Source organism: Microbacterium enclense (assembly GCA_038182865.1).
GTDB classification, from domain to species: domain Bacteria; phylum Actinomycetota; class Actinomycetes; order Actinomycetales; family Microbacteriaceae; genus Microbacterium; species Microbacterium enclense_B.
The window spans coordinates 2166281-2184165 of the sequence record CP116226.1 but is presented as its reverse complement, the minus strand read 5'-3'; the positions used below and the strand labels follow the sequence as shown (position 1 = coordinate 2184165).

The 17885-nt window shown below is 71.8% G+C and carries 15 protein-coding genes; 5 read left to right on the top strand and 10 right to left on the bottom strand.

Annotated features, from left to right (window positions below; translation table 11 throughout):
• Positions 1–51: 51 nt before the first annotated feature.
• Together PIR02_10165 and PIR02_10160 are read right to left on the bottom strand one after the other, a co-directional pair.
• Positions 52–771, bottom strand: a complete 720-nt coding sequence (locus tag PIR02_10165; GenBank protein WZH35147.1) for a demethylmenaquinone methyltransferase — start codon at positions 769–771, stop codon at positions 52–54.
• A 9-nt stretch (positions 772–780) separates the two neighbouring features.
• Entirely contained in the window at positions 781–1344 is a 564-nt protein-coding gene (locus tag PIR02_10160) for a DUF402 domain-containing protein (protein ID WZH35146.1), read from the bottom strand.
• A gap of 194 nt (positions 1345–1538) precedes the next feature.
• On the opposite strand from PIR02_10160, the gene PIR02_10155 reads away from it, so the two are divergent.
• Positions 1539–2816 carry a chorismate-binding protein gene (locus tag PIR02_10155; GenBank protein ID WZH35145.1) on the top strand — a complete coding sequence of 426 codons (1278 nt, stop codon included), beginning with the start codon at positions 1539–1541 and terminating at the stop codon, positions 2814–2816.
• 15 nt (positions 2817–2831) lie between these two features.
• On the opposite strand, the gene PIR02_10150 is transcribed toward PIR02_10155, so the two are convergent.
• From PIR02_10150 to PIR02_10140, 3 genes are all read right to left on the bottom strand, one after another.
• Positions 2832–3689: a polyphosphate kinase 2 family protein gene (locus PIR02_10150; protein WZH35144.1), complete on the bottom strand. Its 858-nt coding sequence runs from the start codon at positions 3687–3689 to the stop codon at positions 2832–2834.
• A 72-nt stretch (positions 3690–3761) separates the two neighbouring features.
• Positions 3762–5555, bottom strand: coding sequence for a 2-succinyl-5-enolpyruvyl-6-hydroxy-3-cyclohexene-1-carboxylic-acid synthase (gene menD, locus PIR02_10145; protein ID WZH35143.1), 1794 nt, complete (start codon positions 5553–5555; stop codon positions 3762–3764).
• Between the two features lie 2 nt (positions 5556–5557).
• Positions 5558–5968 (bottom strand): PLD nuclease N-terminal domain-containing protein, encoded by a 411-nt coding sequence (locus tag PIR02_10140; GenBank protein WZH35142.1) that lies wholly within the window; start codon positions 5966–5968, stop codon positions 5558–5560.
• Positions 5969–6042: 74 nt separating this feature from the next.
• On the opposite strand from PIR02_10140, the gene PIR02_10135 reads away from it, so the two are divergent.
• The gene (locus PIR02_10135; protein WZH35141.1) at positions 6043–6408 is read left to right on the top strand and encodes a DUF4229 domain-containing protein; all 366 of its coding nucleotides are present in this window, start codon (positions 6043–6045) and stop codon (positions 6406–6408) included.
• Between the two features lie 3 nt (positions 6409–6411).
• On the opposite strand, the gene PIR02_10130 is transcribed toward PIR02_10135, so the two are convergent.
• The 4 genes from PIR02_10130 to PIR02_10115 form a co-directional block, all read right to left on the bottom strand.
• Entirely contained in the window at positions 6412–7383 is a 972-nt protein-coding gene (locus PIR02_10130) for a 1,4-dihydroxy-2-naphthoate polyprenyltransferase (protein ID WZH35140.1), read from the bottom strand.
• A gap of 6 nt (positions 7384–7389) precedes the next feature.
• Positions 7390–8544 (bottom strand): AMP-binding protein, encoded by a 1155-nt coding sequence (locus tag PIR02_10125; GenBank protein ID WZH35139.1) that lies wholly within the window; start codon positions 8542–8544, stop codon positions 7390–7392.
• Between the two features lie 16 nt (positions 8545–8560).
• Positions 8561–9463: a 1,4-dihydroxy-2-naphthoyl-CoA synthase gene (locus PIR02_10120; protein ID WZH35138.1), complete on the bottom strand. Its 903-nt coding sequence runs from the start codon at positions 9461–9463 to the stop codon at positions 8561–8563.
• A 148-nt stretch (positions 9464–9611) separates the two neighbouring features.
• Positions 9612–10409: an LLM class F420-dependent oxidoreductase gene (locus tag PIR02_10115; protein ID WZH35137.1), complete on the bottom strand. Its 798-nt coding sequence runs from the start codon at positions 10407–10409 to the stop codon at positions 9612–9614.
• Between the two features lie 47 nt (positions 10410–10456).
• On the opposite strand from PIR02_10115, the gene PIR02_10110 reads away from it, so the two are divergent.
• Complete coding sequence (locus PIR02_10110) at positions 10457–11458, top strand: o-succinylbenzoate synthase (protein ID WZH35136.1); 1002 nt, start codon at positions 10457–10459, stop codon at positions 11456–11458.
• Here the strand turns inward: PIR02_10110 and PIR02_10105 are convergent.
• Entirely contained in the window at positions 11445–12071 is a 627-nt protein-coding gene (locus tag PIR02_10105) for a helix-turn-helix domain containing protein (protein WZH35135.1), read from the bottom strand. The genes PIR02_10110 and PIR02_10105 overlap by 14 nt on opposite strands.
• 118 nt (positions 12072–12189) lie before the next feature.
• Between PIR02_10105 and PIR02_10100 the strand changes: the two genes are divergently transcribed.
• Entirely contained in the window at positions 12190–15078 is a 2889-nt protein-coding gene (locus PIR02_10100) for an MMPL family transporter (GenBank protein WZH35134.1), read from the top strand.
• On the top strand, positions 15075–17504 hold the full coding sequence (locus tag PIR02_10095; protein WZH35133.1) for a YhgE/Pip domain-containing protein: 2430 nt from the start codon (positions 15075–15077) through the stop codon (positions 17502–17504). The genes PIR02_10100 and PIR02_10095 overlap by 4 nt, the downstream gene beginning before the upstream one ends.
• Positions 17505–17885 lie beyond the last annotated feature (381 nt).

Here is a 17885-nt window from a genome sequence, read left to right as displayed (position 1 = left end):
CTATCTCGACGGTTGACAGCGTGCCGCGGGAGACGAAGCGGCCACGCGCCGTCATTCGGCGGGACGGATGCCGCGGTGCAGCGCCACGATCCCGAACGACAGGTTGCGGTAGGCCACGGCATCCCAGCCCGCATCGCGCATCCAGCCGGCGAGGGTCGACTGGTTGGGCCAGTCGCGGATCGACTCGTTGAGGTAGTCGTACGCTTCGGCGTTCGAGCTCACGGTCTTGGCCACCACGGGAAGGACACGGTCGTTGTAGAAGCGATAGAGCCCGTTGAACGCGCGGGACGGCGGGTGCGAGAACTCGCACACGACGATGCGTCCGCCGGGGCGCGTCACGCGACGGAGCTCGCGCAGAGCGCGGCGCGGGTCGTTGACGTTGCGCAGCCCGAACGACATGGTGACCGCGTCGAACTCTCCGTCGTGGAACGGCAGGTCGGTGGCATCCGCCTGCACGAACTCGAGATTCGGGACGTTCCCGTGACGACGGCGGCCCTCGGCGATCATGCCCTGGGAGAAGTCGGCGGCGACCACGTGGGCGCCGCTGGGCACGAACGCCATCGACGAGGTCCCGGTGCCGGCGGCGAGATCGAGGATCCGCTCGCCTCGCTGGGGGGCGACGGCGCGCAGGGTCGCCACGCGCCAGAAACGGTCGTTGCCGAGGCTCAGCACGGTGTTGGTGCGGTCGTAGGCGGACGCGACCTGATCGAACATGCCGCTCACGCGCTGAGGGTCTTTGCCGAGGTCGGCGCGGTTGGGGTCGCTGCTCACCCGTCGAGTCTAGGCGCGCTCGGGCGCGGGGTCCTCGGGGAGTGCCAGCTCCGCGAGACGTGCGAGCCACGGACCGGTCACCGCGTCGGAGAACGGTGCGACCCCTTCACGCACCCGCTGCTCGAGATCGACGGCCGTCGCCTCGAGGTGAGACACGATGTCGGCCGGGTAGCCGTAGCGCACCCGGTGCTCGTCCCACTCGTCACGGTCGTCGATCCAGGTCCCACGCTCGTCGGTGCGGCGCACCACGTCGAGGTCCATGTCGATGCCGGTGGGGATCCCCTCGTCGTTCCAGCGGATGTCCCACGCGAGATCGATGTAGACGGCCACGGGGTGCGGGGAGGCGTTATGGGTGAAGGCCCAGTCGCCGCTGGCCGGAACCAGGGTCACGTTGGGTTGACGGCACACGAACTCGGCACCGGGGCGGGCACTTCGCCACCCCACCTGCTGACCGAACCATTCGCCCCATTCGTCCGCGCCGAGGTAGACGCTGTCCTGTACCCAGTGCGGCGAACCGTCCCACTTGCGCCAGCGGAACAGCAGCCGGGTGCCGGGAGCGGGTCGGGAGGACATGTCGTGAGTCTAAATCGGGCCCCGGGGCGGAGGGCGCACCCGGCGGACCGACGCGCGGCGGACGCAGCGCAGGAGATCCGACCGCGGCCCGGTCCGGCGCTCGGCGGGCCCTGGCCGAACACGGATCTCCTGCGGTATGTCGCGAGCGAGGCAATACCGGAAGTCGCCGCGAAGCCGGGGCTACGCTGAAAGGTGTGACCGAACCCGCGGATGACACCGTGCCGCGCCTACGCGTGGTGACGCGCGAGCTGCCCCCGCTGGAGGATGTGCTCGCCTACACCACCCCGTACGACCCGCTCTTCTGGAGCCGGCGCGGAGACTCCCTGGCCGCGTTCGGCGACCTGCTGACCCTCCGCTACCGCGGTGCCCGTCCGGGCGACGCGAGCATCGCCGACCGGTGGCGCGCCATCGCCGCGGCCGCCGAGATCGACGACCCCCTGCAACTACCGGGCACCGGCCTGCTCGCTTTCGGATCGTTCGTGTTCGATCCCCGCTCCGAGCGCGAGAGCGTCCTGCGGGTGCCGGGCATGATCGTGGGCCGTCGCGGCGGGCGCGCGTGGGTCACCCGCCTCGCCTTCGACGACACCCCCGACGAGCCCGAACCCGAGCTGCCCCCGCGCTCCCCCTTCGGACCGCACTGGTCGGCGACCCTCGGTCCCGGGCGTCAGAGCGCCGAGGGGTATCAGGACGCCGTCCGCCGCGGGGTGGAGGCCATTCACGCCGGCGACGTGGGCAAGGTCGTACTCGCCCGTGACATCACCGGGACGATTCCGGCCGGATCCGACCTTCGGCGCCTCGTCCGGTCGCTGCACGAGGGCTATCCCGACTGCTGGGTGTTCGCGGTAGACGGTCTCATCGGGGCGAGCCCCGAGACGCTCGTCACCGTGTCGCACGGCACGGTGACCGCTCGCGTGCTCGCCGGCACCGTGGCCCGCGGTGCCGACGCCGACGCCGACGCCGCGGCATCCCTCGCCCTTTCCGAGAGCGCGAAAGACCAGGAGGAGCACCGCTTCGCCGTGCAGAGCGTGCTCACCGCGCTCCGACCGCACACCTCGGCTCTGGCCGCGGCGGAGCAGCCGTTCACCCTGAAGCTGCCCAACGTCTGGCACCTCGCGACCGACGTCGAGGGCGTGCTGAGCGAGGCGGCGTCGTCCCTCGATCTCGTCGGCGTGCTCCACCCCACCGCCGCGGTGGCGGGGACGCCGACCGACGCCGCGATCGACGTCATCCGTCGCCTCGAGCCGTTCGACCGCGGCCGGTATGCCGGAGCCGTCGGCTGGATCGGCGCCTCGGGCGACGGCGAGTGGGCGATCGCGTTGCGGTGTGCGCAGATCGACCGTGCCGCGCCGTCGTCGCCGACCGCGCCGATCACCGCCTACGCGGGGGCCGGGATCGTCGCCGACAGCGTCCCGGAGTCGGAGCTGCTGGAGACACGCGTGAAGTTCCGCCCGATCGTCGACGCCCTCGCCTGAGTCACTCGGCCGGACTCACGAGGCCGCGAGGCGGCGCTTCTCTTCCTCGACGTCGTAGTCGGCGGCCGGCCACTGCGGGTCGATGTCGGTGAGCGCGTCGATGAGCAGGCGCTGCACCGCCAGCCGCGCGTACCACTTGCGGTCGGCCGGAACGACGTGCCACGGGGCGAGCGGCGTCGAGGTGCGCTCGATCGCGATCTGGTAGGCATCCATGTAGTCGTCCCAGAGCGTGCGCTCGTCGACGTCGGAGGGGTTGTACTTCCAGTGCTTGTCCGGGCGTTCGAGCCGCGCGGCCAGTCGTTCGCGCTGCTCGTCCTTGGAGATGTGGAGCATCACCTTCACCACTCGGATGCCGAGCTCCGCCGCCTCCGCCTCGAACCCGACGATCGCCCCGTACCGGCGCTCGATCTCGTCGGCCGGAGCGAGCGAGCGGACCCGGCCGATCAGCACGTCCTCGTAGTGCGAGCGGTCGAAGACACCGATCCGACCGGCATCCGGAAGGCGCTTGCGGATGCGCCAGAGGAAATCGTGGGAGAGCTCCTCGGCCGTGGGCTTCTTGAACGAGGCGAGCTCGACGCCCTGGGGGTCGACCGACCCGACCACGTGTCGCACGATGCCGCCCTTGCCCGCGGTGTCCATCGCCTGGAGGACGAGCAGCACGGATCCGGTGGCGGTGCCCGCGACACTCTGCGCGAAGAGGCGTTCCTGCAGGCCCGAGAGCGGCGCGATGCCCGCCTCGAGATCGGCCTGACCGTCGGCCTTGTCGCCGTCGTACCCCGGCGTCGCGCGCGTGTCGACGTCGGCGAGGCGGAAGCCGGGGGCGGCGCTCAGGGCCTCGGACGCGGGAACGGACCATCTGCTGCTCGTGCTCATCGCGCCATCGTCGCGCGAGAAGCGGCCCGTGCGCCACACCTTGACGAGCGCGCGGACGCCCGCCCGGCGGCGTCAGCGCGGGAGCGGGACTTCGACGAGCTGGCGTCCGCCGCCCGGTGCGGTGAGCACTTGATCGAGGGCGACGCGCGTGGTGACGCGGTGGTACTCCCAGCCGAAGGCGAGGGCGAGGTGCTCGAGCCGCGCCGTGTGCGGGGTGTACTGCACCCGCTCCATCGCCTCGTCACCGGCGATGGACGCGACCTCGAGGCCGTCGAAGATGGTGCCCCCGCCGTCGTTGCCCACCACGACCTGCACCCGCGGCTCGTCCTCGCCCGGGGGCAGCATCAGCGCGCCCACGTCGTGGAGGAACGCCAGGTCGCCCAGCAGCACACGCGTCACGCCGGGGCGTTCGTCGACTTGGCTCGCCAGGGCGATCCCCGTCGCGGTGGCGACGGTGCCGTCGATGCCCGCAAGCCCCCGGTTCGCGTGGACGGCGACTTTCTTGCCGCCGAGCAGTTCGTCGGCCACGCGCACCAACCGGGACGAGCCGAACATCAGCCGGTCGTGCGGCCAGGTGGCACGCCAGAGAGCGTCGACGAGGGCTGCACGGTCGAGCGGTGCGCGCATCACCTCGACCTCGGCGTTGATGGCACCCAGTCGCTCGTGCGGAACGGCCGAAGCCAGACCGTCCGCGTCGGGCGCCGGCGGTGACAGATCGACGGCGGCGGCGCGGGACGCGCGCATCCATTCGCCGAGCCACGCGCGGTCGGCCTCGCCCCCGCCCACACGGACAGCGTCCACGCCCTGCGTCGCGCCGTTGAGGTTGACGGGCTCGCCCGGGCCGCGCACCGCGATCACCTCGACGTCGTCGCGGCTGAGGAGTCGGGCGACCTCGCGGCTGAGCGTCGGGTGTCCGAGCACCACGACACGCTCGATGCGGCCGCCCAGGTCGGGGTCGCGCAGCAGCGCCCGGTAGCCGTGGACGACCTGGCGTCCGAACCGTGCGCCGCTGACGATCTCGGCGACGAGCGGAAATCCGCCACGATGGGCGAGCTCCTCCGCGGCGGGACCGGCGTCGGCCCCCGCCACGACGATCGTGCGGGGCCCGAGCTCCAGGGGAAACGCCGCTTCGATCTCGGGCGCGACGTCGGCGACGCCGATTCCGCCTCCGCCTTGATACAGGGCTCCGGATGCCTCCGCCTCGGGCTCGTCGTCGACCTCGGCGGGCACGGCCACCTCACCGGCGGTCGCTCTCTCGACGAGCCACGCGGGCACGGCACCCGCGAGCGGCTCGCGCAGCGGGACGTTGAGATGCACGGGTCCGGGTGGGCGGACGCCCTCCCCCAGCGCCGCGGCGACGGCGGTCGCGGCGACGGCGGCGAACTCGGCCGTCTGCTCGCCCGTCCCGTCGTGGTCGACGACCTCGGCGACCGGCAGGTCGGCTTCGAACCGCGCCGCCGCGCGGAAGAGACCCGGCTGACGCGTGGTCTGGTTCGCGCCCACGCCGCGCAACTCGGGAGGACGGTCACCGGTCAGCAGCAGCAGCGGTACACCCGCGTGGTGCGCCTCGAGGACCGCGGGAAGCAGGTTGGCGACCGCGGTGCCCGAGGTGCAGATGACCGCGGCCGGCATACCGCTCTCGCGTCCGATCCCGAGGGCAGTGAACCCGGCCACACGCTCGTCGATGCGGACGTGCAGACGCACGAGGCCCGCGCGCTCGAGCTCGGCCGCAACCAACGCCAGGGCCTGCGACCGCGATCCGGGGCTGACCACGAGGTGGCGAACTCCGCGCGCCAACAGACCCCCGAGAAGAGCGGCAACGGCATCCGTGGAGGGCGCGGCGGCGCGCTCGTCGTTCGTGCTCACGGTCAGCTGACGGCGCCGCGCTGCCCGCGGGTGTCATCATCGCCCGGGTCATCGCCGGCGGGCGGCTCGGGGCGAGGATCGCGCGGATCGTCGGCCTCGGAGTCCAGCTGCGCGAGCTCTTCTTCGAGGCGACGGATGCGCTCGTCCTGATCGGCGCGCGCCGCGGGCGACAGGCGGCCGAGGAACTCGGGGTCGTCGTCGGGAGCTCGCCGGGTGACGGGGCCGTTGGCGCGACCGCGGCCGATGAGGAACCACAGGATGCCGCCGAGCACCGGAAGGAGGATCACGATGACCATCCACGCGGGCTTGCTGACGCCGCGATGGCGTCCGGCCGGCTGGACCGCGCAGTCGACGATCGTGTAGACCCAGAAGGCGGTCGCCACGAGCGCCAGTATCAACAGCAGCCGTGCCATGACCCAATCCTACGTGTGTCGGCTGGACACCGGCCGGGCGCCGGGGGGTCGTTCCGCCGCCGTAGACTAGGACGATGCGTGCCCGGTCCGCCCTGGTCTTCACGGCCCTGCGTCTGCTCGCGTTCCTCGTGCCTCTCGGCATCCTGTTGCTGTTCCCGGTCTTCCAGGAACTGCCGTGGCTCGCCGCGATCTTCGCCGCCCTCATCGGGCTCAGCCTCTCGCTGCTGTTCCTTCGTCGCCCGCTCGATCAGGTCACCGGAGGTCTCGCGGAGCGCCGCGCCTCTCGCGTGACCGCGGGTCGCCGAACGGCGGCCGAAGCCGACGCCGACGCGGAGGACGCGGTCGTCGAGGCCTCTGCGCGCGAGGAAGCTCCCGCGTCCGAGCCGACCGCTGACGCTCCCGCCGAGGCGGATCGGTCCGAGGACTCTCCGGGCCGCTGACGCTCAGGCCACGAAGGCCCAGAACAGCAGGGCGCCGTAGCCGACCGAGGTGAAGCTCGTCACCTGCAGCGCGGTGATGAGCTCGCGCGGCGTCCGCGCGGTCCACACGATCAGCACCGCGGAGAGCGCTCCGAGCAGACCGAGCAACGTCAGCCACGCGACCGGGTACACCAGGGCGAGGAAGGCGGAGATGCCGAACGGGACGAGCACGAACAGCGTAAAGAGCACCTGTGTCGGGCGGCGTCCGATGAGGACGGACAGGGTGCGCTTGCCGGCGAGGCGGTCCTGGTCGATGTCGCGGAGATTGTTGGCCAGCAGCACCGCGCACGCGAGCAGCCCCGCGGCCACGGCTCCGAACCATGCCTCCTGCGGGATCTCCTGCACCTGGACCCACGTCGTGCCGAGGGTGGCGACGAGACCGAAGAACACGAAGACGAAGAGCTCGCCCATCGCGTTGTAGCCGTACGGGCGCTTGCCGCCGGTGTAGAACCAGGCCGCGATGATGCAGACCGCACCGACCGCGAGCAACCACCACTGGCCCGTCCGCACGACGAGCGCGAGGCCCACGAGCGCGGCCAGAGCGAAGAACGCGAGCGCGACGATCAGCACCGTCCGCGGCTCCGCCTTGCGCCCGCCGGTCAGACGCCCCGGGCCCACGCGGACGTCGTCGGTGCCGCGGATGCCGTCGCTGTAGTCGTTGGCGAAGTTGACGCCGATCTGCAGCGCGAATGCCACGGCGAGACACGCCAGCGCGATCACCCAATGGAGCTGATCGTCGACGAGGGTCGCCGCTCCCGTACCGATGAGCACCGGGGTGATCGCGAGAGGCAGGGTCCGCAGCCGCGCCGCGGCGATCCAGTCGCGCGCGGTGGCCGGGGCCACGGCCTGCGGGGCTGTGCTCTTCTGCCTCTGCGGATTGCCGTGGGGACGACGCTTCGGGGCCGGACGCGAACGCTTACGAGACTGTGCTGCCACGGAGGGTCATCCTAAGCCCGCCCCGCCGAAGCGCCGCGCCAGCGCGGCCCGGTCGGGCTTGCCCGACGACAGTGTCGGCAGCTCGTCGACCGCGATCACGCGCGCCGGTCGGGCCACGGTCCCGACGATCTCGCCGACCACCGCTCGCACCTTCGAGAGCACGTCGTCGGGGGCGTCGGGAGTGAGACCTGGAACGATCACGGCAGATCCCTGCCCCCAGTCGGCATCCGGAATCGCCACGACCACGGCCGACTCCAGACCCCGGATGCCACGCACCGCCGCCTCGACCCGGTCGAGCGAGACGTTCACGCCGCCTGACACGATGACGTTGTCGAGACGTCCGGTCACGCGCAGGACGCCGTTCTCGACCTCGCCGCCGTCGCCGGTGCGGTACCACCGCGTGCCGTCGTCATCGACGGGGAACGACGCGGCCGAGCGATCGGGATCGCCCACGTACCCGTCGGCGAGGGTCGGGCCCGACAGACGCACCTCTCCCCCGACGATGTCGACCGCGACACCGTCGAGCGGCACCCCGTCGTAGACGCAGCCGCCGCTGGTCTCGGTCGAGCCGTACGTGCGGACGACCCGCGCCCCGGCGGCCTCCGCGCGCTCGCGGACCGTCGGCGCGAGCGCCTGGCCGCCGATCAGGATCGCCTCGAACGAGCGCAGCGCCTGCGCGACAGCGGGGTCGGTGTCGGCGGCATCCAGGAGTCTCTGCAGCTGCGCGGGCACCAGGGACGTGTACGTCGGCACACGCGCGCCCTTGTCGTGCGAGGCCATGCCGAGGGCGGCCGCAGAGAAGGGTTCGGGACGGAAAGGCCCGGAGAGCACCGCAGGTTCGCGATCGGCGAGGAGCGCGCGCACGAGCACCTGGACGCCGGCGACGTACGTCGCGGGGACGGCGAGCAGCCACGCGCCCTCGCCGATGCGGGCGGCCGTCGCGTAGGCGCTCGCGATGAGCGCGTTGCGGCTGAGCGCGACCGACTTGGGCACGCCCGTCGATCCCGACGTGGTGACGACCGCGGCCGTTCCTCCCGGCACCTCGGCGGGAAGGCCCGGCGCGTCGCCGAGGGCGACCGCGGGTCCCGCACCGAGCACCGCCGCGCGCAATGCCCGCAGCACGTCGCGCGGGTCACCGGATGCCGGAGCCTCGAGCCTCACGCTCCGGATCTCCCGCTCAGTAGTGCCACGGGACGTCGGACCAGTCGGGGTCGCGCTTCTCGAGGAACGAGTCGCGCCCCTCGGCCGCCTCGTCCGTCCCGTAGGCCAGGCGCGTGGCCTCCCCGGCGAACACCTGCTGACCGACGAGTCCGTCGTCGACCGCGTTGAACGCGAACTTGAGCATCCGGATCGCGGTGGGCGACTTGGTGAGGATCGTCCGCGCCATCGCGATCGCCTCGCGCTCGAGGTCGACGTGCGGGACGACACGGTTCACCGCCCCGAGCTCGTATGCGCGCTCGGCGGAGTACTCCTCAGCGAGGAAGAAGATCTCGCGGGCGAACTTCTGCCCGATCTGCCGCGCGAAGTAGGCGGAGCCGTAACCGGCGTCGAACGAGCCGACATCGGCATCCGTCTGCTTGAACCGGCCATGCTCGCGGCTCGCGATGGACAGGTCGCACACGACGTTGAGCGAGTGCCCTCCCCCCGCGGCCCACCCGGGCACGACGGCGATGACGACCTTCGGCATGAAGCGGATGAGCCGCTGCACCTCGAGGATGTGCAGGCGCCCGGCGCGACCGGGGTCGTGCACGGTGTGCTCCTCGTGGGAGTACTTGTACCCGTCACGGCCGCGGATGCGCTGGTCCCCGCCCGAGCAGAACGCCCACCCGCCGTCCTTGGGGCTCGGGCCGTTGCCGGTCAGCAGCACCACCCCGATGCGGTGGTCCTGCCGCGCGATGTCGAGAGCGGTGTACAGCTCGTCGACCGTGTGCGGGCGGAAGGCGTTGCGCACCTCGGGGCGGTCGAACGCGATCCTGGCGATCCGGCCGTCGGTGCTGACGTGCGCGGTGATGTCGGTGTATCGCTCGGCGCCGGGCGCCAGCGCCCACTCGGCGGGGTCGAAGAGCTCGGAAACGGTCACCGTTCCAGCCTACGACCGGTGGTGAGGGGAAAAGCCGGGCGTCACGCGAGGGGCACGAGCCAACGGCCTCACGCATAAACGCGATCCGCGCCCATAAACACGGGGAGCACGCGTCTGCGAGCGAATCGTGTTTATGGGCGCGAGACGCTCAGGCGTTCTTTCCGTCGCGCCACGTGAGCCAGCGCTCGATGAGGGAGTAGTCCCACTCCGGGCCCGAGAAGCCGAGCGTGAACAGGCGCGTCCCGGCATCGAAGAGGGCGTCGGCGTCGGACTCGTCGCGGTCTTTCAGCTCGTTCGAGACGACGAGACCCGACAGGTCGCGCCCCTCGGTCTCGGCCCATTTCTCGATCACGCCGAGCTTGTGCGGCAGCTCGTCGGGCGTGACGAAGCTGTGCCAGATGTCGGCGTGCTTCGCCACGATGCGGAGGGTCTTCTGCTCGCCCTTTCCGCCGATCATCACGGGGATGTGGCGGGTCGGCGCGGGGTTGAGCTTGCCCCACCGCGCGACGATGCGGTCGAGGTCGGTCGCCAGGGCATTCAGGCGCGAACCTGCCGTACCGAAGGCGTAGCCGTACTCGTCGTAGTCGCGCTCGAACCAGCCGGAGCCGGTGCCGAAGATGAAGCGGCCGGTGTCGCCGCCCTTCTTGCTGATGTGGTCGATCGTGCGGGCCATGTCGGCCTGCAGGTCGGCGTTGCGGTAGCTGTTGCAGTTGACCAGCGCACCGAACTCGACGCGCTCGGTCTGCTCGGCCCACGCGGCCAACATGGTCCACGCTTCGAAGTGCTCACCGTCGGGGTCGCCGTAGAGCGGGAAGAAGTGGTCCCAGTTAAAGAGGACGTCGACGCCCATCTCTTCCAGGCGGAAGACGGCGTCGCGGATGTCGGAGTACTGGACGTGCTGCGGCTGGATCTGGACGCCGAGGCGGACCGGAGTGTCGAAGAGCATGGCGTCAGCCTATTCCCGGTCGTCGGCACCGGGGCCAGGATGGGGGGATGAGCACCGCGCCCCTCCCCCCGCTCTCTGACATCGTCGACACGGCGCGGGTGGTGGCCCTCCCTCTCGCCGCGCGCTTCCGTGGCCTCGAAACGCGCGAGGCGGTGGTGTTCGAGGGTCCCGAGGGGTGGACGGAGTTCTCGCCCTTCGTCGAGTACTCCGACGCCGAGGCGGCGACGTGGCTCGCCGGCGCCCTGGACTTCGGCTGGTCCCCCGCGCCGACCGCGTTGCGCCGCACGATCCCCGTCAACGCTACGATGCCCGCCGTCGCGGCATCCGAGGTTCCCCGGATCCTCGCCCGGTACGACGGATGCCGGACGGTGAAGGTGAAGGTCGCCGAAGCGGGGCAGGTGCTCGACGACGACATCGCGCGCGTGCGGGCCGTCCGGGAGGAGATGGGCCCCGAGGGGCGGGTTCGCATCGACGCGAACGGCGCGTGGAACGTCGACGAAGCCGAGCGGGCCGTGCACGCCCTCGCCGCGTTCGACCTCGAGTACGTCGAGCAGCCCTGCACCGAGGTCGACGAGCTCGCCCAGCTGCGGGAGCGCATCGCGTACCTCGGCATCCCGATCGCCGCCGACGAGAGCGTCCGCAAGGCGAGCGACCCCCTGCGCGTGGCGCGATCCGGAGCAGCCGACCTGCTCGTCGTCAAGGCGCAGCCGCTGGGCGGGGTGCACGCGGCGCTGGCGCTGGTCGCCGAGGCAGGTCTGCCCGCGGTGGTCTCGAGCGCCCTGGACACCTCGATCGGCCTGTCGATGGGCGCCGCACTGGCCGCCGCTCTGCCCGACCTCGAGTACGACTGCGGACTCGGGACGGCGTCACTCTTCACCGCCGACGTCGTGACGTCGCCGCTCCTCGCCCGCGAGGGAGCGTTGTCGCTCGAGCGCCCCCGACCGTCGAACGCTGACCTGGACCGCGTGGCGGCCCCCGACGATCGCCGTGAGTGGTGGCTCGATCGGCTGCGGCGCTGCTACGCCGCCCTCGAGCTCACTCGAGGATGAGCCCCACGATCTGAGCGAGCCGCTCGGCCAGCTCCGAGCGGGCCGCGTCCGGACTCGACGAGGTGAGCAGTGCCGTCTCCGAGGAGGAGATCCAGACCGAGAGAAGCAGATCGGTCGCCACCTCGACCGGGATGCGCAGCGAGAGCCCACGCGCGGCCGCGATGTCGCCCACGAGCTGCGTGACGCTCTCGCCCAGGCCCTGGTTCAGGGCGAGGTACTCCTTGGCGAACTCGGGATTGCGCAGGGCCTGCAGGCGCGTCTCGGCTCCGAGGAGCACGTCGAGCCGATCGTCGCCGGCGGCCTCCAGCACCTCCTGGACGAGGTTCTTCACGTCGCCGGAGCCGTGGAGCCCCCGATCCTCGATCGAGGCCACCCGGTCACGGACCGCCGCGATCGTGGTCTCGGCCGATCGCGCGCACAGCGCGAGGAACAGCTCCTCCTTGGAGGCGAAGTTCGAATAGAACGCCCCGCGCGTGAACCCCGCGCGTTCGCAGATGGCCTCGACGGATGCGGCGTCGATACCGACTTCCGCGAACATCTCCGTCGCGGCATCCAGGAGGCGCGTGCGGGTGGCCTCTCGTCGACGCGACGGCGCCGGTGCCGTATCGGTCATCCGCGTCCTCCTGCTCACACGCGAGACTCAGGTTCGAGTCCGCTTCTTCCGATTACGATACATTGTTGTATCCGATACGGCGCTGTATCGACTGTCCGCCGATCGTGGGAGCCGCACCGTGTCCACCTTTTTGTACACCCTGGGTCGCTGGTCGTTCCGTCACCCCTGGCGGGTCCTGAGCGCCTGGCTGCTCATCCTCGTGCTCGCGGGCGGAGGCGTCGCGCTCCTGGCGAAGGGCACCGACAACACCTTCACCATTCCCGGCACCGAATCGCAGGCGGGCCTGGAGATGCTCGAGCGCACCTTCCCCCAGGTCAGCGGAGCCAGCGCCGAGATCATCGTCGTCGCGGCAGACGGTGCGAGCGTGCGCGATCAGGCCTACCAGGACGCCATCCAGAAGACGAGCACCGACATCGGCGGGCTCGACTTCGTCGAGGCCGTCACCGACCCCTACGACACGCGCATCTCCGGCGGCATCTCCGACGACGATCGGGCCGCGATCGTGCGCATCCAGTTCGCGGGCGAGTCCACCGCGGTTCCGGATGCCACCGAAGACGGCCTCCGCGAGCAGGCCGCGGCCCTCGGCTCCGCCCTCCCCGCCGGCTCGCAGGCCGTTCTCGGCGGCCAGCTGTTCGCCACCGACGTCCCCGGCGCGACCCTCACCGAGGCCCTCGGCGTCCTCATCGCGGCGCTCGTGCTGATGGTGACCTTCCGTTCGTTCCTCGTGGCCGGGATGCCGCTGGCCACCGCGATCCTCGGCGTCGGCCTCTCGGTGGCCCTGATCTTCATCGCCACCGGGTTCGCGACCGTCTCCTCCACCACTCCTCTCCTGGCGGTGATGCTGGGCCTGGCCGTCGGCATCGACTACGCGCTGTTCATCGTGTCCCGACATCAGGACCAGACCCGCGCGGGGATGGACCCGGAGGAGTCGACCGCCCGCGCCGTCGGCACCGCCGGTTCCGCGGTCGTCTTCGCGGGGATCACCGTGCTCATCGCCCTGATCGGCCTGAGCTTCGCGAACATCCCGTTCCTCACGACCATGGGGATCGCCGCCTCGGTCGCCGTCGCGATCGCCGTGTGCGTCGGGCTCACGCTGACCCCCGCGTTCCTCGGGTTCGCCGGGCACCGCGTGGTCGGCTGGGGCTACAAGCGGCCGAAGAAGCGGGCCCGCGGGGCCTCCGCGGACGACACCGCGATCGAGGTCGCCCGAGCCACCGCCGAGCGCGAAGAGAAGGCCGCGGCCGCCGCGGCACGCGCCGAGCGCAACGGACCGGCGAAGCGGTGGGTGGGCCTGGTGACCCGGCATCCGGTCGTCACCACCGTCGCCGTGATCGGTCTCCTCGGAGTCACCGCGATCCCCGCCGCGTCGCTCGCCTTGACCCTGCCGAACGCCGGGCAGCTCCCCGAGGGCGACGAGGCACGCGTCGCCTACGAGCTCACCGACGAGTACTTCGGGCCGGGCGCCAACGGCCCGCTCATCATGACCGGGACGATCGTCACCTCCAACGACCCGCTCACGCTCATGCAGAACATCGGCGACGAGATCGCGAAGATCCCCGGCGTCGCCGAGGTGGCGCTCGCGACGCCCAACGAGACCGCCGACACCGGCATCGTGCAGATCGTCCCCGAGACGGCACCGGACGACCCGCGCACCGCCGACCTCGTCCGGGAGCTGCGCTCGCAGGAGCAGCGCCTGTACGACGAGTTCGGCGTGCACCTCCTCGTCACCGGGTACACCGCCGTGACGATCGACATCTCCGACCAGCTGGGGGCCGCGCTTCTGCCGTTCGGCATCTTCGTCGTGGGGCTCTCGCTGGTGCTGCTGATGATCGTGTTCCGCTCGATCTGGGTGCCCCTGACCGCGGCGGGCGGGTACCTGCTGTCCGTCGCCGCCTCGTTCGGCGTCGTCGCCGCCGTGTTCGAGTGGGGGTGGTTCGCCGATGCCCTGCACGTGGCGAAGGTCGGTCCCATCATCAGCTTCATGCCGATCGTCGTGATGGGCGTGCTCTTCGGCCTCGCGATGGACTATCAGGTGTTCCTCGTCTCCCGCATGCGCGAGGACTACGTGCACGCGAAGCGCGACGGCCGCTCCCCCCGCGAGGTGGCGCTGGGAGCCGTCCGCAGCGGCTTCGCCGCCTCGGCCCGCGTGGTGGTGGCAGCTGCCGTGATCATGTTCGCGGTGTTCGTCGCCTTCGTGCCGGAGGGCGACTCGAGCCTCAAACCCATCGCCCTGGGCCTGGCCGTCGGCGTCGCCGTCGACGCGTTCCTCGTGCGGATGACTCTCGTCCCGGCCGTCCTCGCCCTCCTCGGCGACAAGGCCTGGTGGATGCCGCGGTGGCTCGACCGCCTGCTGCCCAAGCTCGACGTCGAGGGAGAGGCTGTCGAACGTGAGGTGCGCCTGGCCGACTGGCCGGGTGAGCCGGCGATCGCCATCGCCGCCGACGAGCTGCGCACGGTCGGAGCCTCGGATGCCGACGACCCGGTGTTCACCGACATCTCCCTGCGCCTCGGCTACGGCGGGACCCTCCTGGTCACGGGTGAGACCCGGACCACCCGCGCGCTGCTGCTCGCCCTCTCGGGACGTCTGGCCGGTGTCGACGGGCGACTGCGCGTCGACGGCCTGCTCGTGCCGGAGCGGGCCGGGGCCGTGCGCGCACGAGTCGGCGTCGCCCTTCTCGACGAGTCCGCGGACGCCGCCCGCGCGGTGACCGAAGCCGTCGCCGGCGGAACGCGGATCGTGGTCGTCTCCGACGTCGATCGCCTCGATGACGACGTGCGCGACGAGGTCGCCTCCCTGCTCCGGCGCGCCGCCACCGACGTCCGAGAGCGTTCCGGCGACGAGTCGTCGCCCTTCACCCTCATCGTCTCCGCGCGCGACGAACGCCGCGCCCTCGCCCTCTTGGGGCAGGCCCAGCGCCCGGATGTGGCATCCCTCGCCCTTCCGACGCCGCGCCGGCACCAGACCGAACCCGAAACGTTCGCCGATCTCTCCGAGGTGTTCGCATGACTCTCCCCGTCGAGCGCTCGCGCTCCCGCCGCCCCGTGACCTGGCGCACGCTGCTCGGCGTGCTCCTCCTCCCCGCCGTCATCGGCGGCATCCTCGTCGGCGCGCTGTACAACCCGACCGATCGGCTCGAGAACATCACCGCCGCGATCGTCAACGACGACAAGGCCGTCGAGCTCAACGGGCAGCTCGTTCCCCTCGGGCGCCAGCTCACCGGCGGCCTGGTCAAGGGCGCCGACGATCAGTCGAGCAACATCGACTGGGTCATCTCGAACGACTCCGACGCCGCCGCCGGTCTCGCCGACGGGACCTACACCGCGGTCGTCACGATCCCCGAGAACTTCACCGCCGCCTCGCTCTCGACCCGCCCGGGCGAGAATCCCGAGAAGGCCACGATCGGGGTCGCGACCGCTCCGAACGCGCGCGTCGTCGACGGCGCGATCACCGCGACTCTGGCATCCACCGCCTCCTCGGTGTTCGGCAGCGAACTGTCGTCGCAGTACCTCAAGAACGTCTTCCTCGGCTTCACGACTCTCAGCGACCAGCTCGGTCAGGCGGCCGGCGGGGCGCACCAGCTCGCCGACGGCGCGGGTCAGGCGGCGACCGGCGCGAACGGTCTGCGCGACGGACTGGGCCAGCTCTCCGACGGTGCGGGTCAGCTGTCGAGCGGCGTCGGCCAGCTCGCGACCGGGGCGGGAGCACTGTCGGGCGGTGTGGGGCAACTCGCCACCGGCGCCGACCAGCTCTCCGGCGGCGTCGGGCAGCTCGCGACAGGCGCGGACCAGCTCGCCGACGGAACCGGCAAGCTCGCCGCGGGTGCGGGCGATCTCGCGAACGGTGCCGGCCAGCTCTCCGGCGGGCTCGACGGTCTCGCCGGGGGTGCCGATCAGCTCTCGAGCGGCGCCGCCGCTCTCGCCACCGGCACACGCGACGCCGCCACCGGCGTCGGGAAGCTCGCGACCGGAGCCGACGGCATCGCCGACGGGAACCGTCAGCTCGCAACTCAGGTCAACCAGATCGCGGATGCCATCCCCCCGGGCTTCGAGCAGGCGGCCAAGGACGTCGCTGCGGCGGCGCCCGAGGTGAACACGGCCCTCGCCACCGCGGCGGCGGACCTGCAGCGGCTCGCCGACTCGTGCGACGCCGCCGCCACGCCCGACCTGTGTGCGCAGCTGCGCGCCGCGTCCGACCGGGCCAACGCGGAGCTGCCGAAGGCGCAGCAGACGGTCACAGACATCGGCACGATCGCCGGTCAGGCAGCCCAGCTCCCCGCGGGTGTCCGAGCGATCGCCGCCGCCAACACGAAGCTCGCCGACGGCGCAGAGGGGCTCGCCTCCGGCGCCCGCGACGCCGAGAAGGGGCTGAACACGATCGCCGGCGGGATCGACGGTGTCTCCAGCGGCGCGACCCAGCTCGGCGACGGAGCGCGCCAGCTCGGTGCCGGTGCCTCTGCGCTCGGCTCGGGCGCCTCGCAGCTCGCCGGCGGCCTCGGTCAGACGCGTGACGGTGCGGTCCAGCTCGCTGACGGCGCTCAGACCGCGGCGGGCGGTGCCGGTCAGCTCGCGAGCGGAGCGCGTACCGCCGCCGACGGAGCGGGCCAGCTCGCCACCGGGGCCGAGGGCGCTGCCGGAGGAGCCGCCCAACTGGCCGACGGAGCCCGCGGCGCCGAGGACGGTGCCGGTCAGCTCGCCGACGGCGTGGGCCAAGTGGCATCCGGAACCTCGTCACTCGCCGGCGGCCTGGACACGGCCGTGTCGCAGATCCCGAGCTACACCGACGCGCAGGCGACCACCCTCGCCGACGTCGTCGCCGACCCCGTATCGGCCACCGGCACGAGCGACTCGCTCTTCGGCCTCGCGGCGGTGCCGCTGCTGGCGATGGCGGTGCTGTGGTTCGGCGGGCTCGCCTCGTTCGTCCCGTTCCAGGCGGTGTCGGCCCGCGCGCTGACCAGTCGCCGCCCCTCGGCCCTCGTCGCCCTCCGCGGCTTCGCTCCCGCGGCCCTCGTCGGGGTCGTGCAGGGGCTGCTGGTCGCGGGCGTGGTGCAGGTGGCATCCCGCTACGACTGGGGCGACTGGGCGCTCTTCGCACTCGTGTGCGTCGCGGCCGGAGTGGCGTTCGCCGCGGTGCATCAGGCTCTGGTGGCATTGTTCGGCGGGGCCGGCCGGTGGATCGCGGCGATCGTCGGGACCCTGGCGCTCGGTGCGAGCATCGTCTCGACCGTGCCCCCCGTGCTCGCCGCCCTGTCGTCGCTGCTGCCCACCTCACCCGCCTACAGCGCGATGCTCGGCGCCCTCTCGTCGTCGGGCGGCGTCGGGGCCGGGATCGTCGGCCTGATCGTCTGGGCCGTGCTCGCGCTCGTGGTCACGACGCTGGTCGTCGTCCGCCGCCGCACGACCTCGGCTCGCGCCGCGGCCCTCGTCGCCGCGTAGCCTGCGGGGCGCCGCGGGACCCCACCCCCGTTGAGTGTCCAAGACACGCGGACGTTCTCTCGAGAGCTCCGGGTGTCTTGGACACTCAACCTGCAGTGGAGACGTCGTCGACGAAACCCGACGAGCAGACCTGCTGAGGCGGCCCAGACCAGGGGATCCCGTCGCGGGAAGCCCGACTGTCCAAAACACCCGGACGTTTTCTCGAGAGCTCCGGGTGTCTTGGACACTCAACCTGCGCTGGAGACGTCGTCGACGAAACCCGACGAGCAGACCTGCTGAGGCGCCCAGACCAGGGGATCCCGTCGCGGGAAGCCCGACTGTCCAAAACACCCGGACGTTTTCTCGGGAGCTCCGGGTGTCTTGGACACTCAGTGAGCGAGA

Excerpts from the sequence above, each read along its gene's own strand:
- PIR02_10160 (WZH35146.1), bottom strand. The coding sequence starts at position 1,344 with ATGTCCTCCCGACCCGCTCCCGGCACCCGGCTGCTGTTCCGCTGGCGC.
- PIR02_10150 (WZH35144.1), bottom strand. The coding sequence starts at position 3,689 with ATGAGCACGAGCAGCAGATGGTCCGTTCCCGCGTCCGAGGCCCTGAGC.
- PIR02_10140 (WZH35142.1), bottom strand. The coding sequence starts at position 5,968 with ATGGCACGGCTGCTGTTGATACTGGCGCTCGTGGCGACCGCCTTCTGG.
- PIR02_10135 (WZH35141.1), top strand. The coding sequence starts at position 6,043 with ATGCGTGCCCGGTCCGCCCTGGTCTTCACGGCCCTGCGTCTGCTCGCG.
- PIR02_10115 (WZH35137.1), bottom strand. The coding sequence starts at position 10,409 with ATGCTCTTCGACACTCCGGTCCGCCTCGGCGTCCAGATCCAGCCGCAG.
- PIR02_10110 (WZH35136.1), top strand. The coding sequence starts at position 10,457 with ATGAGCACCGCGCCCCTCCCCCCGCTCTCTGACATCGTCGACACGGCG.
- PIR02_10105 (WZH35135.1), bottom strand. The coding sequence starts at position 12,071 with ATGACCGATACGGCACCGGCGCCGTCGCGTCGACGAGAGGCCACCCGC.
- PIR02_10095 (WZH35133.1), top strand. The coding sequence starts at position 15,075 with ATGACTCTCCCCGTCGAGCGCTCGCGCTCCCGCCGCCCCGTGACCTGG.